The 15,027-nt window shown below is 47.2% G+C and carries 16 protein-coding genes; 10 read left to right on the forward strand and 6 right to left on the reverse strand.

What is annotated here, in order from left to right:
• Positions 1 to 13: 13 nt before the first annotated feature.
• Positions 14 to 1,018, reverse strand: a complete 1,005-nt coding sequence (locus A6049_RS24070) for a Gfo/Idh/MocA family protein (RefSeq protein WP_063567073.1) — start codon at positions 1,016 to 1,018, stop codon at positions 14 to 16.
• 118 nt (positions 1,019 to 1,136) lie between these two features.
• Between A6049_RS24070 and A6049_RS24075 the strand changes: the two genes are divergently transcribed.
• The 3 genes from A6049_RS24075 (at position 1,137) to A6049_RS24085 (ending at position 2,979) form a co-directional block, all read left to right on the forward strand.
• Entirely contained in the window at positions 1,137 to 1,973 is an 837-nt protein-coding gene (locus A6049_RS24075) for an AraC family transcriptional regulator (RefSeq protein ID WP_063567074.1), read from the forward strand.
• A 109-nt stretch (positions 1,974 to 2,082) separates the two neighbouring features.
• Positions 2,083 to 2,490, forward strand: a complete 408-nt coding sequence (locus tag A6049_RS24080) for an Rrf2 family transcriptional regulator (RefSeq protein WP_063567075.1) — start codon at positions 2,083 to 2,085, stop codon at positions 2,488 to 2,490.
• A gap of 39 nt (positions 2,491 to 2,529) precedes the next feature.
• On the forward strand, positions 2,530 to 2,979 hold the full coding sequence (locus A6049_RS24085; RefSeq protein WP_063567076.1) for a nuclear transport factor 2 family protein: 450 nt from the start codon (positions 2,530 to 2,532) through the stop codon (positions 2,977 to 2,979).
• Between the two features lie 127 nt (positions 2,980 to 3,106).
• On the opposite strand, the gene A6049_RS24090 is transcribed toward A6049_RS24085, so the two are convergent.
• Positions 3,107 to 4,321: a sugar efflux transporter gene (locus A6049_RS24090; RefSeq protein ID WP_063567077.1), complete on the reverse strand. Its 1,215-nt coding sequence runs from the start codon at positions 4,319 to 4,321 to the stop codon at positions 3,107 to 3,109.
• 206 nt (positions 4,322 to 4,527) lie between these two features.
• A complete protein-coding gene (locus A6049_RS24095) occupies positions 4,528 to 5,904 on the reverse strand; it encodes an MFS transporter (RefSeq protein WP_063567078.1) in 1,377 nt (458 codons plus the stop codon).
• A 212-nt stretch (positions 5,905 to 6,116) separates the two neighbouring features.
• On the opposite strand from A6049_RS24095, the gene A6049_RS24100 reads away from it, so the two are divergent.
• From A6049_RS24100 to A6049_RS24115, 5 genes are all read left to right on the forward strand, one after another.
• A complete protein-coding gene (locus tag A6049_RS24100) occupies positions 6,117 to 6,440 on the forward strand; it encodes an ArsR/SmtB family transcription factor (protein WP_063567079.1) in 324 nt (107 codons plus the stop codon).
• A 141-nt stretch (positions 6,441 to 6,581) separates the two neighbouring features.
• Positions 6,582 to 6,770: a hypothetical protein gene (locus A6049_RS34190; RefSeq protein ID WP_072735590.1), complete on the forward strand. Its 189-nt coding sequence runs from the start codon at positions 6,582 to 6,584 to the stop codon at positions 6,768 to 6,770.
• An 84-nt stretch (positions 6,771 to 6,854) separates the two neighbouring features.
• The gene (locus A6049_RS24105; RefSeq protein WP_063567080.1) at positions 6,855 to 7,769 is read left to right on the forward strand and encodes a helix-turn-helix transcriptional regulator; all 915 of its coding nucleotides are present in this window, start codon (positions 6,855 to 6,857) and stop codon (positions 7,767 to 7,769) included.
• A 30-nt stretch (positions 7,770 to 7,799) separates the two neighbouring features.
• Positions 7,800 to 8,798: a C39 family peptidase gene (locus tag A6049_RS24110; protein ID WP_240321525.1), complete on the forward strand. Its 999-nt coding sequence runs from the start codon at positions 7,800 to 7,802 to the stop codon at positions 8,796 to 8,798.
• A 17-nt stretch (positions 8,799 to 8,815) separates the two neighbouring features.
• Positions 8,816 to 9,832 (forward strand): hypothetical protein, encoded by a 1,017-nt coding sequence (locus A6049_RS24115; RefSeq protein ID WP_063567081.1) that lies wholly within the window; start codon positions 8,816 to 8,818, stop codon positions 9,830 to 9,832.
• A gap of 175 nt (positions 9,833 to 10,007) precedes the next feature.
• Here A6049_RS24115 and A6049_RS24120 read toward each other — a convergent pair whose 3' ends face one another.
• Positions 10,008 to 11,570, reverse strand: coding sequence for an FAD-dependent monooxygenase (locus A6049_RS24120; protein ID WP_063567082.1), 1,563 nt, complete (start codon positions 11,568 to 11,570; stop codon positions 10,008 to 10,010).
• Between the two features lie 177 nt (positions 11,571 to 11,747).
• Here A6049_RS24120 and A6049_RS24125 point away from each other — a divergent pair, with 177 nt between their 5' ends.
• Together A6049_RS24125 and A6049_RS24130 are read left to right on the forward strand one after the other, a co-directional pair.
• Positions 11,748 to 12,458 (forward strand): MarR family transcriptional regulator, encoded by a 711-nt coding sequence (locus tag A6049_RS24125; protein ID WP_063567083.1) that lies wholly within the window; start codon positions 11,748 to 11,750, stop codon positions 12,456 to 12,458.
• A 272-nt stretch (positions 12,459 to 12,730) separates the two neighbouring features.
• On the forward strand, positions 12,731 to 12,913 hold the full coding sequence (locus tag A6049_RS24130; protein ID WP_063567084.1) for an aspartyl-phosphate phosphatase Spo0E family protein: 183 nt from the start codon (positions 12,731 to 12,733) through the stop codon (positions 12,911 to 12,913).
• Between the two features lie 61 nt (positions 12,914 to 12,974).
• Here the strand turns inward: A6049_RS24130 and A6049_RS24135 are convergent, their stop codons facing one another.
• Together A6049_RS24135 and A6049_RS24140 are read right to left on the reverse strand one after the other, a co-directional pair.
• Positions 12,975 to 13,853, reverse strand: a complete 879-nt coding sequence (locus A6049_RS24135; protein WP_063567085.1) for a carbohydrate ABC transporter permease — start codon at positions 13,851 to 13,853, stop codon at positions 12,975 to 12,977.
• 12 nt (positions 13,854 to 13,865) lie between these two features.
• On the reverse strand, positions 13,866 to 14,825 hold the full coding sequence (locus tag A6049_RS24140) for an ABC transporter permease (protein ID WP_442950743.1): 960 nt from the start codon (positions 14,823 to 14,825) through the stop codon (positions 13,866 to 13,868).
• Positions 14,826 to 15,027 lie beyond the last annotated feature (202 nt).

Below are 15,027 nucleotides of genomic sequence, written 5' to 3' on the forward strand. Positions count from 1 at the left end.
TCATCCTCTCTACTTATAGTGTAATGCGTGTACGTTCTTCCGCTGAACGAAGACAAGCTTCGAGTACTTTCATATTGGCTATAGCATCGGATGGATCGAAGCGCAGAGCTTTACCTTGAAGCACAGCTCGTGCCATATCGTCGCCCTGGAGGGAGTAGTGATTGACCTGTGGGACTTCAATCTCCTTACGCTCACCGTCAACAGTTACGAAGAAGTTGGAGCTGCGATCCCTATTGCTGATAAAGGCAGAAGGAACCTCAATGATGCCATCTGTTCCAAGTACCTCCAGTGTGTTGCGGAAGGCTGCCCACATGCTGCTGTCAAAGGTGACGCCAATATGATTGTCGAACTCAAGCAAGCCGGAAGCCATCATATCCACATGATCATGTTCAGGGGAGAACATGCCAATGACGGTTGCCGCCGAAGGCTCTTGGCCAAGTATCAAGCGTGCTGCACTGATGGAATAACAGCCGATATCATACAGCGCACCGCCGCCCCAATCACGCCGAAAGCGAACATTACCTGTTGAGCCTGAACTGTTGAACGAAAATGTACTATGAATGCCGCGGATCTCACCAATTTCTCCGCTGGCGATAATATCCTTAATCTGATCATAACGTGGATGATGTCGGTACATGAGAGCTTCAGCGAGATGCACACCAGCGTCTTCGCAGGCTTGCACCATTTCCCGAGCTTCCTGCTCCGTCAGTGCCAGTGGTTTCTCACACAAAATATGTTTACCAGCTTCTGCGGCACGGAGTGTCCATTCCCGGTGCAGATGGTTCGGAAGCGGGATGTAGACCGCATCAATGGAATCGTCAGCAAGCAAAGCTTCATAGCTGCCATAAGCTTGAGGAATGCCGAGTTTGTCAGCAGTTTGTTTTGCCTTTTCTTCATCTCGACTAGCAATGGCAGTCACTTCATTCAACTCGGATTGCTGCAAACCTGGAATAACGGATCCTACGGCAATGCTAGCGCTACCAAGAATTCCCCAGCGCAGTTTTTGATCTGAATTCATTTGTTGTTTCCTCCTATGAATGAATGTATATTGTGATTATAAGTAATAGATGATTGAATTAAAATGATAATATATTGAAATGAGTTAACACAATATTGTTTAGAAAAGAGAATGGGCCATGATGAGACAGACTGTATTGTTAACCCTACAGGATATTCCGTATTTTTGTTATCCAGAATCGGTTGGACTTTATGTCGACCACCCTGAGCACACCGTATTACGAGAGGCTGGCGCACTTAACAACTTCAATATTCACTACGTTGCTGCGGGCAAGGGGTACGTCGAAGTGGAAGGGGTTGTGCATGAGCTTCGTGCGGGTCAGGCTGTACTGTATTTCCCACAGCAGCGGCAGCATTACTACAGCAGCGAAGATGATCCATGGGATGTGCGGTGGGTTCATTTTTACGGTGAACGGCTGCATGATTATATGATTGAGCGGGGGTTGCATCGCAACCTGTTGTGGACGCTGCGGCAGCAGGCTCCATGGGAAGAAGCACATATGGCCCTACTGAATGAAGCCGAGCAGAACCGGATGCTGCGTCCTGCCCAACTATCTACCCTGACCTACGCTGTGCTGGCCGAATTCGTGCAGCATGCTGTTCCACTGAAAAGCACACGCACAAGCAAGGCTGAGAGCCGTATCCTTGGACTTCTTCCACAGATGCAGCAGGAGGCATGCCAACCGTTTTTGTTACAGGATTGGGCAGATATGGCGGGTGTGAGTTCGTATTACTTTTGCAAAATGTTCAAGAGTGCCGTGGAAATGACCCCGATGGAATTTATAACCCGTTCGCGGTTGCAGATGGCGAAGCAGTGGCTGCTGGAACGGCCAACGGCCAACATTGGACAGATCGCAGAGGAGGCGGGGTATCCCAATGCCAGTTATTTTAACCGCCAGTTCTTAGCCCATGAGGGAATGACTCCAACGGATTATCGCGGGCTTTACCACAGTTAAATGTAATGATGTCCGTTTGTTTGATTTTGCGGTAATTCTCGACGTTTGACAGAGCGTTCAATCAAGTCTATTATAGATAAATTAAATCCGTATACAATGAGGTGCCCTCATGAAATATTCGAAAGCTACAAACTATGCCCTACACACCATGCTTTTTCTGGTTGCGACCGAACCGGAACAACTGGTCAGTGTACATCAATTAGCTGAGATGCAGAAAGTATCTCCAACCTACTTATCTAAAATATTGACCAAGCTGGTTAAAGCCGGCATGATCGAATCGACTTCTGGTGCCAATGGTGGTTATCGGCTTAGCCGGAAGAATCCGGATCCTTCATTTTTGGAGATTATCCATGCCATTGAAGGACAGGCTTCCCTGTTCGAATGCTCGCAGGACCATAACGAAGGCTGCCTGATTCAGCAGGTGATGGTTCGTGCGGAAGAAGAGATGGAGAGCTATTTGAACAATAAAAAAATGTCTGAGCTGGCTGCCCAGATGAAGGCTGCACATTCCGTATAATATATTTGCTTACATCTTAGATTTCTGGAGGGACAACACATGAGCCAAACAACCATCACAGGACTGGAACAACTGCTTGCACTGGAAAACATTCGGAACACCAAAGCTCGCTATTGCCGTTATATTGATACGAAGCAGTGGGATACATTAGGTGAAGTGTTCGCTCCGGATGCCGTAGCTGATTTCAGTACAGAAGGCAATCCCATCCCGGTATTAACAGGTCGCGACACCATTGTTCAAGTATTCCGAGATTTGGTGCATGTTGCCGTAACTGTGCATCATGTTCATAGCGCCGAAGTTGAATTTGTATCTGAGAATGAAGCCAATGTCATCTCTCCAATGGAAGATTGGGTGACGTTTCCTGAAGGCAATGACAATAAATCCTTTCACGGCTTTGGACACTACCATGAAACGTTTGTCAAAATTGATAGTCAATGGCTCATCCAGCATACTAGCCTGAAGCGTCTTCGTCTGGATCTGTTTGAATAATGTTTGTATTCATATGGGAATATTAAAACGATAATAACGAAAGCCCCAAGATCGCTATAGCTGCGTCCTTGGGGCTTTGTTTTGTTCAAGCTTTTACGTTCACTCAGGCTTGCATCCAAGGATCTGCTTAGAGTGAAAGGGTCTGACGTTTCTCTTTTGATAATTGTTGTGTGACAACAAGCATGCCTAATGAAATCAGAACGAGCAGTAGACATACCCAATAGGAATTTCGATATCCCCACGCTCCGGCTGTCCATCCCCCGACCAGACTACCAAATAATCTTCCCAACGTGGAGGCATTGGAATAGAGTGTTGACGCATAGCCGGGCATGGACGGAAGCAGATCCTGCATGTAACTGATACCGATAGCAGAGATGACGGCGACAAAGAATGCGAGCAATAGTTGTCCTGCCAGCAAGTGCCACAGTTCCGTGGAGAACAAAACAATGACATAATAAGCGGCACCCATCAAGGAGCCCCATAACATGAGTGAGCGGTTGGGATATTTAGAGGCGAGCAGACCCAAGCCTAACATAATCGGAATCTCGAGCCCCGCGCAAAGACTGGAGATCCAGCCAACTTCCCGGGTTCCCCCGCCCAGATGGTGAATAATGAACAGTGAAGCATTCAGATTATTCATCCAATGTGCCATATACAGGAGTGTAGTAATGAGAAAAGGCATATAGATTCTTGCATCCTGATGCAATTTCATTTGTATTCCGCCTGTAGATGCACGGAGGGTAGAAGGCTCGGGAGCCTTTTTTAAGAGAAAGAAAAATAATAACGCATTGATCAAAAAAATAAAACACGTTGAACTAAAAATACCGGTGTATCCAATATACGCAATCAGTAAAGTTCCGAGTAAAGGTCCTGTAATAAATCCCAGTGAAAACGCGGAGCGCAGGGTTGAATTGGCCACAGCATGATCGACGTCCGTTGCGGTATTGACCGCTTCTCTTGCAGCTGCGAACAATTGTGGCATCGCGGGAGATCCGAGCGCAGTCAGCACCGTCATATAGATGAATAATAAAGTGAAGTCGTGAATCCACAGATAACCGGCAAAAGCAAGAGCATTGCAAATCATGGCAGACACCAGAATTTTTTTGCGAGCCCCGGGTTGATCCGATCGTCTGGCGATCCAGGAACTGAACAACACACCCGCCATAAGAGTTACGGCAGTGAATAATCCGAATGTTGCGATGGATACTTCAAGGCGGGTTGTAAAGTAGACCGCAAGAAAGGGCGCGCTGATTGAAATAGCCATACCTTGCAATAACATACAAACGAGAAACAGCCGGTATGTAGGGATACGAAATAGTGAATTAAACTGTTGAAGCTTCATGTGCGAAAGACATCCCCTTGATTTTATCATTTTCAAAATATCTATACGATCTGGTTATAATATAAGAATAACAGAGATCAAGTAATACGTATTGATATCTTATAGTCTAATAACAAACAAAAAAGCCAGAGATCAGACCCTATCGGTCCAATCCCTGGCTTTCTTATATGAAGAATCTATTATAAGTAAGATCCTTTAAAACCTGCTTAGTGTGAAGCAACGGTTTTCTTCCGTGACTGCATTCTCAGATACACCTGTGAGAAAACAATGGATGCCAGAGCTACTGCGGTCATGCCCCAGAAAATGTTGGTGTACGCCGAGGCTAACGGCAATTGCTGCATGGCTGTCAATGCCACGCCAGTTACGGCAACACTAAATGCACCACTGAAAAACTGGCTGAGCTGGAACAGTCCCATGCCTGCACCTACTTGATCCATCGTCAGATTGCCCGACAATTCATTAGATACACTTGTTGTCAGTGCAGAGAAGCCTACGCTAAGCAGAATGTATACGGCCATAATGGCATAGATGCTGTCGTCTGCAAATAGAGCAAACAATCCGGCCGCAGCGAGCAGCAACCATGGTGCGAACTTGAGCAGTTGTGTATTGCCGTGCCGGTCAATCATGCGGCCAATCCGATTGGATAACAGCATGGACACGATTGCACCCGGGAAGATGACAAGCCCGGACTGGGCAGGAGTCAGGCCGTACAGATGTGCCAAAATTTGCGGTAGCAGGAACAGCGTCGAGAAGTTGTTAATATACGAGACAATCCCCAGTGAGCTGAGCATCATATATTTTTTGTTTTTGAACAGAGCCGGTTGCACAAAGGGATCAGCCGCACGGCGAATTCGTAGCCAGAACAGGACCAGTGCAGCCGCACCAATAACGAGGGTTACCCATTCACGTGAAGTCAGGAATAGCAGGACACCGGTTGTTCCAATCGCCAGTAACAGCGCGCCGAGTAAGTCGAATGAACCCTTTTGCGGCATCTCACTTGGAAGCAGTTTGAAAAATACAGGGATCAGAAACAAGGTTAGTCCGGTAATGATAAACAGATCATGCCATCCGAGAAACTGTGTAATACTGCCGCCGATCACAGGACCGAGTCCAAGACCCAGTGAGCTGGCCGACATGACAACAGCCATGGATTTCCCCCGGCGGTCACTTGGAATGTAACGAGTAATAAGAACGATAGCTAGCCCTGGTACAGAAGCTGCACCCGCAGCCTGAATCAGTCGCGCAATGAGCAGAAGGATAAAATGGTTACTGAAGAAACCAAGAACGGATGCCGCACCAAGCAGTGTAAGACCGGTCGTAAACAGGGTACGAATTGGCACAAAATCCGATAGACGTGAGAACGTGATCGAGGAAATAGCAAAAACGATGGAATAACCGGTGACAATCCAGGAAGAAGAGACGGATGAGAGCATAAATTCAGCTGCAATTTTGGGCAGGGCCAGATTGAACATCATCGTATTCATAACGACAAGCACAACCGTGAAGCCAAGTAGACTTACGATTAACCCTTCCTGTATTCCTGCTGTCCGTTCCCCAGATGATGCAGTTGCGGTGTTGTTCATAAAAACCTCCTAGATTGATGTGTATTTCGCAACATTTCAGAAACGGTGTGTAACATTTGCAAAATGTGGTATAGAGTGAATCCCATGCCTGACAGCAGGGATACATAAACGAAATATGTTTGTAAGTTCGATTGGTATCGAACATTAGAAATATATCATGGAACTATGCTAAAATACAATGGATAGTCTGAAAAAAAAAGGAGACTACAACGATGAAAATTTTGCACCATCCTCAAGTGCAGGATATCGAACTTTCTTCCGTATTGTACGCATTAAGTGATCCGATCCGTCTTGGGATAGTAACAGAAGCAGCCAGAAATGGTGAGCAGCCATGCAGTCATTTTCGTGTACCTGTTGTAAAATCTACGATGTCACACCATGTTCGGACCCTGCGGGAAGCCGGAGTCATTCGGGTAAGAGTACAAGGTACACAGCATTTCCTGACGCTAAGATCCGAGGATCTGGAAGTGCGTTTTCCTGGTCTGTTGCAGCCTTTATTACAAGCGGCAGCTCAGTCTGAAATACATGATTCCTAAAAAATGTCCTTTCTTCAAGTTGAAGAGGGGACATTTTTTTATGTTGGGTATATTCCATACTGCTGCGACATTCTATGTCGTACCATGCCCTCTATAATAACGGTGAACACACAAACCATATCGAAAAGAGGTTCACAAACGTTGGCAAAAACAAAAAGAGGACGCGTCCTGTGGAATCTACCATCCCGAGGAAGAGGAACATGCCCGGTGTGCAGCAGCACCCGGATTAAATTGTTGTATTCGCAAACGAAAACTGATGGTACAAGTTTGAAAGTATGCAAGAAATGCTCCAAAGCTGTGCAGTCCAGAGTGGACAAGGTAACCGTATAATATAACAGGCCTGTTCTTCGGAACGGGCCATGTCTTTTGGTATAATACAATTACGAAATACGGAATAAGCCAGGGGGCGAGTAAATGAGCAATATGCATCGTATTCACTGGTTTGACGAGCAGATTCGGAGTGGACGTTTTCCGAACAGCAGCTGGCTTGCACGTGAATTTGAAATATCCCGGCGCCAGGCCCAGCGTGATATCGAATATATGGCGATTTCTCTGCGTGCCCCTCTGGTGTATATAGCAAAATATCGGGGGTATTGTTACGAGGATCAGACCTACCGGTTGCCCCATTTATATATGACGGAAGAAGAACAGCGGGTGCTTAAGTATCTGGCGCATCGTTATCGGCATTACAGTTATGATCAGTCGGATGCGGTAAAGCGTGTGGCGCATTTGCTGGAGCGTTTTACGCTCGAGGAACAGCAAACAGGAAGTAGTCAGCTTCCTGTGTTTAAAGCAGATCCGCAGCAGCTTCAGTTCTTTGAGATTTTGTCCCATGCGATTGCCGAATCCCGCAAAGTACATATCCATTACAGAGATCATGCCGGAGAACGGCAATTTACCTGGTGTCCATTGAAGATGCTGTCCCAGTTCAACGCCGATTACGTGGTTGGTTATGAAATGGACCCTTTACAGCAAACGGCCATCCGGCTGGAGGGTATGATTTATGTACAGATGACGAACGAGACGTTTCAGTGCCAGACAGACGGGTTGCTGGGTGCATGGGAAGAGGCGCTGCCTGTCCGTAAACCGTTTGTCGCTGAGATAAGACTGAGAGAAGTGCAGCAAACAGAGTTGTGGCAAGGATATCGGATTCGGGAGAAGCAAGATCAGGTTCACTGGATTGAATTTTATGATACGGATGCTTTCCTACAGCATTTGTTCATTAGCGAGTGGGAGGAACTGTTGTCTCCAACGTGGCTTAGACGAAAGTTTCAGCAAAGTGCTGAAAGCATAATCGATAGGCTTGCCATGATCTCAAAGCAAACCTGAGTTAGTACAACCATAGAGAGGAGATTTTTTTTGACTGAAGTTGTGTTAGAAAACCTGATGATGAAGCGGGAGTCCAAATCGTATGTGGATAGCCTACACGCCATATTGACCCATGCGGGTCTGTTTCAGGGTTCCAAGTATGTGCTAGCTGGATATACGGGTATGGCATTCAAACTATCGGTGCATCGCAGACTACTGCCCATGTCGGTTACAGCCTATGGTCAATGGGGAGAATCCCATCGCCCTGGAATCGATAACTTGGGGATATTCACGATCTGGGATGGGGGACGGACACGTCATCCCACATTCGGGTATTACCAGCGGGATGCGGTGAGTTGGGTAAAACGCAGTTTGGATGGAGGCATCGGGGTGATTTACTGGATTCCGGAATTTGGTGTCATTCATGGGTATGATGACGGTGATCGCATCTTTTATGTGCAAGATGGCTGGAGTAAGGAACCACAGATTTTGCTGTATGACAATTTCGGATTGAACTTCACCGGGTTCTGGTATTGTCAGGTCTTTGGTGACCAGGTACATGTCCCTGAACAAGAGATGCTGTTGGAATCATTGAGATTGGCAATTGAGGATTGGGATATCCCTTATCGTCTACTGCCAGATCGGAATATCGTTTCGGGCAGAATGGCTTATCATGTGTGGGTGCAAGCCCTTCGGGGTGGAGATTACGATGCATCGGGTGCTGCGTATATTTTGGAATCCTATTGCCAGTCCCGAACTGAAATTCAGATGTATTTGCAGGATGTGCGGGGGATATGGCCCGAACTGGACCGAGCCTATGCATGTTATGAACAGCTTGGAGCATTGATTATACAGATGAAGGCATGCATGATTCAGGAACATAACAGAAGGATTATGCAGGCAGACGCCACAGAGAAGCTGGCACAGGTTTTATTGGAAGCGAAAGCACTGGAAGAGCAGGCTGTTGATTATTTTCGTTTGATATCCCTAAAGTATCCTGACCGCAAACGGTCCACCGTGCCACGTTGGGGAGCACATTCGGCAAGGTAGGAAGGGAGAAGTAGAGGATGGGGAGCAAAACACTGCCTGATTGGATTCATTTTACACGGAGCAGGAATTCTTCATGTGAACACATATCATGGAACGGAGCGGGCTCTTATATAGATGCGATGTACAGAATTCTGGTGCATAAACAGTGGACGGATTTACCGCGTCACATGATTGCGGGGATGACCGCAAGTGTGTTTCGATTAGTAGTGGATCGGCGTCTAACGACAGAATCAATCTCAGCGTACAACTGGATGGCCGAGAACTTTGTAGCTGCTGATTTCATTGGTGTCACGACCGGACAACACGGGGGATTTTCGTTCGAGCCGACCTTTCCGCTCTATCAGAAACAGGCCCTGTTGGATATTAAAGCTTCCATTGACCGGGGTGTAGGGGCCATTCTGTGGCATGACCAGTTTGTCATCTGCACTGGATATGATGATGGGGAGCGGATGTTGTTTATCTGTGAAAGTGAAGGGAATAAGGTCCTTCATCTGCCCTATGATTCTTTTGGTCGGAACAGTACACCATACTGGTACTATCAGGTGCTTGAATCCCATTCAACTGTAGACATATGGGAAGTATGTAAGGAATCATTAATTCAGGCCGTATACAAATGGGAGACCCATGATTACATGCTACCACCTCAGGATTACGCATGTGGACCTGCTGCTTATGCAGCCATTGCTGATGCCCTACAATCTGGTGTATATGAAACCGATCAAGCTGCCATTGTTTTGCGCTATTATGCTGATTCAAGAAAGGATATGGCCTCCTATGTTGCAGAGCTTGAGCATTTATCCAATCAGATGAATCATGTTGTGCAGGCGTACGCGTTACTCGCATACCTATATGCTCAGATGATGGAGAAGGTTGAGGATTCAACAGCGTGGGATGCGAAGGAACCAGGGCATGTGCTAAGGGTGATCCATCTGATTGAGCAAGCAGGGGAAACGGAACAGCGTGCCATTGATGCCATTAAGCAGGCCTTCCCAGAGACGATTGGCAATCGTTTTGAGGATATTGGATTAAGATGAATGGAACAGTGCACATACTTCAAAATGGAAAGATTATTGACAAATAGACCGGAAATGACCGCTGAGTGCGGTCGTTTTCGGTCTTATTTGAGTTTAAGTAAGCCACATATATGGGCGGGTTGAAAGACGACCCTCATACATTAACTGCACTAGCATTCATAGTCTCGCATGAGCTTCAATTCGAGTTGGATCCGATGGAACATGGCGGGGCCAACATTCTGGCTACATTGTCGAAGGTTGCCTGCCAGTCGGTCGTAATGATGTTCGCGATATAACCATCTGGCCGTATCATGACCAGCGTGTCGCTGGTGATGCCGTAGATACGAGTCAATTTGCCGCTGGAGTCATGGAGGACGTTTTGTTCTGAATCGTGTGCGGTATCAACGACGTAGCAGTGTAATTCGGCACCGCTGGTCGGCCAGTTCAACTTGGGAAGTATCTTGGCAGCGTTAGGACCAAAGGCAAGCAAAGTGAAGTGAGGCCCCTGATAGATGTCGAAGAGACGCCGTTCCCCACCGGGTCCGTTGCAGGGAGCATCTGGCGCCCGGTCACCGACATGAAGGGTTTTCGTGGCCGATTCTTCGCTAGATGCGAGCGGCCCACCATGGTACGAAAGTCTAAGCTGTCGCTCCTCATCTCCGCGCTTCAGGCTAGCCAGGCGATTTTTGTCTAGATTGGCGTACAGCTCGCTGGATTTGCTGAGGACTCGAGCGGCAATGGGTTGACGCTCGGCCTCGTAGCTGTGAAGCAGACTATCGGGTGCCCCAGCAGTGACCTGCCCTATTTTCCAGCCGAGGTTATAGGCGTCCTGTATACCCGTGTTGAGACCCTGTGCACCGGCCGGGGTATGGACATGAGCAGCATCGCCTGCAATGAAGACACGTCCCGACCGATAGTGTTCAGCCAGTCGAACGTTGGGGCGAAACACCGAACTCCAGGTAATGTTGTAGAGACGCAAACCTGTGAGTTTGTGGAATTGAGTGGCCAGTGCGGCTTCGTCAAGGTTAGGCTTTTCATCTGGTGCCAGCCTAATCATGACTTGGAACTGATCGGAGTGTGGCAGCGGGCAGGCACCGACAAACGTGCCACGTGTGCGTGGCCACATATGCCACCTATTGCGAGACAGTTTGTCGATCGAGCCGTCAATGATGAGCGTACGGTCAGAGTCGGTAGTCTCTCCGATAAATCGGATACCTGCCCCTTTGCGAACGCTGCTCGAACCGCCATCTGCTCCGACGAGATATCTGCTGCGAACCTTCTCCCCGGAAGAGAGAGTCGCCGTTACTCCATCGGCATCCTGTTCAAATTGCTCCAACCCGTTGTTAAATTCAATGGTTAAGCCGAGACGTTTCAGTAGGCGGTGTAAGATGGCATCCGTTCGGTGTTGCGCCAACAGGAGAATGTTTGGATACGGATCGCTCGGTGTTGGTTTATTTTGCTGCTGCATGCGCCAAGGCACAGTTAGCGGTCCAATATGAAAACCGGCAAGCGGGTAAGAACTTCCCTCTGACTGAGCCTCTTCCAGCACGCCGAAGTCCTCCAAAACCTCCTGGGTTCTTGGTTGAACTCCCTTGGCACGGGAACCTTGAAAGGCGTGAGGGGCTTTGTCAACGAGTCGGACACGAAGGCCGCGTCGAAGCAGGTCGACTGCAAGAGCGGAGCCAGTCGGTCCAGCTCCAGCGATGAGTACGTCAATATCGTAATGTTGGGTCAGTTGAATCTCCTCCTGATCACCCATATCGCAATGGATGAGATATCATGCTTTGTTTATTGTTTCTGAGAAACTTTTTAATTTCCGATGAAACAATCATAGTTTAATCCTTTACTGCTGTCAATATTGTTTCCAGGAAACTTTAATTGTCGGACATACCCTGATATACTGGTATGAAGCTAACAATCGTTGGAGGAAAATTGAATGATCAACCCATCGGAAAAACAAAATAGAGATCACTTAATTCAAGAAGTATTGGAAGCAGTGAAAGATATACAGATCAGATTCCAATCAGAAGATGACGAAGAAAAACAGTGGTTGCTCCAAAATAGTCCTAATCCGGCTGTTGAAGAGCTAATCAAAGAAATGACGGTGACGATGCTGCATGTGCTGGATGCTATTGGTACACTCGAGCCAGTAAACGGCATAACCATTTCAAAGCAATTCGGCTTCTCCAAAGGGACGGTCTCCAAAATCACGAGAAGACTCGTGTCTCAAAACATCATCGTAACCGAGTCACTTCCGGATAACAAAAAAGAAGTTCTATTCCGTACCACATCGCTCGGAAAAGAGATTTATCGTTTGCATCAGGGCCTGCATCATCAGATTGATCTTGGGGTTCATCATTTCTTGCAACGGTATAACGAGGATGAGTTACAGTTTCTCGTCAACACTCTCCAAAAGACGCTGCATACATCATGGATTCATACGGAAGCAGAGGAGGAGGCTATTGAACCCGCCCCAAGAAAGGCGCATACTACTGAGGATTCAGAAGCTCATAGGGCCAATAGTTCTACATCATTGACCGATGAAATGAATGAAATCATGTCTATGCTCAACAAGTTGGATTCCCGTAATTTGAAGAAAGCAAAAACCATATTAAATGATGTTTTTTTTGTAGACTATGAGGACTAGCCACATAATATTTCATAAGGAAATGGTGTGCAGGTTTCTGCGAACAATAAATGTAGCTATAGCAAAATACCGGATAAGGCTGATAGGCCTATCCGGTATTTTTTCGTATTTTGCCACATCTGAGTCCATTGCTCATCCTTATTTCAACCTGTACAAGAAAAAATAACCATAAATTCGATTTTGGGGTAATGTGAAGCTCCCTTTGTTCCGAATATTATAATAGATGGTCTTTTTTGGATGGAGGATATTGAAGGACAACAGGGGGCGGGAGTATGGTGCATAATCCGGAAACCATTCAGGAATGTATCGAAAAGGCACGACAGAGGCTCTACCAGATTGCAAACGCTCATAAAGAACTGTGGCATCCGGAGGTCATTCGTCAATCGATGGTTCTGGATGAACTCATTAATCAATATAACAATGCCATTCGCGGAAAGACATCCCGAAGTAAATAACGGCGCGTTATAAACCTCGGGATGAAATGATGCGAATGCATTCAGTTTTAGTATACGAACCTTATTCTTTTACGGCCCCAAGCACAATTCCTTTTACAAAGAAACGCTGCAAGAATGGATACACGAGGAGGATTGGCAGTGCCCCAATAAAGATCTGGGCTGCGTTAACGGTACGCTGCGACATGTTCTGAAGCTGCGTCGCATCGACATTCATATTGGAGAAATCCTGTTGCACGATAATGGTTTGCATTAACGTAGCGAGCGGATATTTGGCTGCGTCATTCATATAGATCAACCCGTCGAACCAGGAATTCCACTGCCCCACCATGGTGAATAGGGAGATCGTTGCAATGGCCGGCATGGACACAGGCAGATAGATGCGGAACAATGTGGTGATATGGTTGGCACCATCGATGAACGCCGCTTCTTCTAGCTCTTTGGGCACGTTACGGAAGAAGTTCATCATGAGAATCAGGTTCCAGACCGCCACAGCGCCCGGCAAAATCAGAGCCCACATGGTGTTGATCAGTCCCAGCTTTTGAATCAGGATATAGGAAGGGATCAGTCCGCCACTGAACAGCATCGTGAAGATGAAAAACCACGCGTACAGTGAACGTCCCTTAAAGTTCAGACTTTCCTTGGATAAAGGATATGCCGTCAGGGTGACCAGCACCATACTGAGCAGCGTACCGAACACGGTACGTTGCACTGAGATCCAGAGCGCGCTGAGAAAGTTACTGTTACCAAACGTTTTGGTATAAGCGTCGACTGTAAAATCAATCGGCCAGAGCGTTACCAGATTGGCGGAAGCTGCTGCTTTACCGCTGAAGGAAACCGCCAGAATGTGGACAAGCGGCAGCACACACAGCAGCGAGACGGCCGCGATGAAGAACAGGTTGAAGCCGTTAAATATACGGTATCCGGTCGTTTTGTGATACACCTTAATTCCTCCTTAGAAAATGCGGTAATTAGCGATTTTGTAAGCCATCCGGTAGGCAGTAATAACGAGGAACATGGCGACAAAGGATTTAAACAAACCAACCGCAGTCGCAAAGCTCATTTTGCCATTCAAAATACCCATCCGATAAACAAACGTGTCAATAATATCGCCTTTATCATATACAAGTGGATTGTACAGATTGAAAATCTGGTCAAATCCAGCATTAAGAATATTCCCCAGTGATAGCGTTCCCACCACAATGATCATCGGCACGAGTGCAGGCAGCGTAATGTGTAGGGTCTGCTTAAGCCGTGTTGCCCCGTCAACTTCGGAAGCTTCGTACAGAGCAGGGTTAATGCCCGCAAGGGCTGCAAGAAAGACAATGGTACCAAATCCGAATTCCTTCCATACATCACTGATGACCACGGTTACACGGAACCAGTCGCCATCTCCCAGAAAGAAGATCGGTTCAACGCCAACAGCCGCCAGCACCTGGTTAATCAGTCCGCCTTCAGGGGAAAGCATGTCCAGCAGGATGCCGCCCAGTACAACCCAAGACAAGAAATGGGGCAGGTATACGAGCGTCTGTGAGAACCGTTTGAACGTGGAATTACGTACTTCATTCAGCAAAATGGCAAACACAACCGGGGCCACGAGTCCGGCCACAATCTTCATGGCGGCAATCAGTACGGTGTTCCAGATGACCTGAACACTATCCGGATATTCGAACATGAATCGGAAGTTATCCCATCCTACCCATTTGGAGCCGGTGAATCCCAGCCATGGTTTGAAATCCTGAAACGCAATAATAATGCCGCCCATAGGCACATAGGCGAACAGCAATGTGAGCAGTACCGAAGGCAGCAGCATTAGATGCAGCGGCCAATTGCGTTTGAAATTCCAGCGGGTACGTTTGCGTGGATTGTGTGTTTCCTGCCGCACCGGCGTATTGGTCGTTAGTGGTTGTTCCATAGCCATCAGGTCCCTCCTTTATATCGTCCAGCCTCTGCATAATGAGGCCAGTAAGCCTCTGCAAAAAGTGGAGCAACTGAATTATAGCAATGGAAACGGGCGGGCTATAGAACAACATTTCAAGGCGGATGTTGATTTATTAACTTGTTAAAAACGTATACCGAATAGTGACTCATTTGAAATTCAGTATAGATATGTAAGG

The organism is Paenibacillus sp. O199 (genome assembly GCF_001636635.1).
Classification (GTDB): domain Bacteria; phylum Bacillota; class Bacilli; order Paenibacillales; family Paenibacillaceae; genus Paenibacillus; species Paenibacillus marchantiae.

Bases quoted from the DNA above. Each gene is read 5' to 3' on its own strand.
- A6049_RS24070 (WP_063567073.1), bottom strand. From the start codon at position 1,018: ATGAATTCAGATCAAAAACTGCGCTGGGGAATTCTTGGTAGCGCTAGC.
- A6049_RS24075 (WP_063567074.1), top strand. From the start codon at position 1,137: ATGATGAGACAGACTGTATTGTTAACCCTACAGGATATTCCGTATTTT.
- A6049_RS24080 (WP_063567075.1), top strand. From the start codon at position 2,083: ATGAAATATTCGAAAGCTACAAACTATGCCCTACACACCATGCTTTTT.
- A6049_RS24085 (WP_063567076.1), top strand. From the start codon at position 2,530: ATGAGCCAAACAACCATCACAGGACTGGAACAACTGCTTGCACTGGAA.
- A6049_RS24090 (WP_063567077.1), bottom strand. From the start codon at position 4,321: ATGAAGCTTCAACAGTTTAATTCACTATTTCGTATCCCTACATACCGG.
- A6049_RS24095 (WP_063567078.1), bottom strand. From the start codon at position 5,904: ATGAACAACACCGCAACTGCATCATCTGGGGAACGGACAGCAGGAATA.
- A6049_RS24100 (WP_063567079.1), top strand. From the start codon at position 6,117: ATGAAAATTTTGCACCATCCTCAAGTGCAGGATATCGAACTTTCTTCC.
- A6049_RS24105 (WP_063567080.1), top strand. From the start codon at position 6,855: ATGAGCAATATGCATCGTATTCACTGGTTTGACGAGCAGATTCGGAGT.
- A6049_RS24115 (WP_063567081.1), top strand. From the start codon at position 8,816: ATGGGGAGCAAAACACTGCCTGATTGGATTCATTTTACACGGAGCAGG.
- A6049_RS24120 (WP_063567082.1), bottom strand. From the start codon at position 11,570: ATGGGTGATCAGGAGGAGATTCAACTGACCCAACATTACGATATTGAC.
- A6049_RS24125 (WP_063567083.1), top strand. From the start codon at position 11,748: ATGATCAACCCATCGGAAAAACAAAATAGAGATCACTTAATTCAAGAA.
- A6049_RS24130 (WP_063567084.1), top strand. From the start codon at position 12,731: ATGGTGCATAATCCGGAAACCATTCAGGAATGTATCGAAAAGGCACGA.
- A6049_RS24140 (WP_442950743.1), bottom strand. From the start codon at position 14,825: ATGGAACAACCACTAACGACCAATACGCCGGTGCGGCAGGAAACACAC.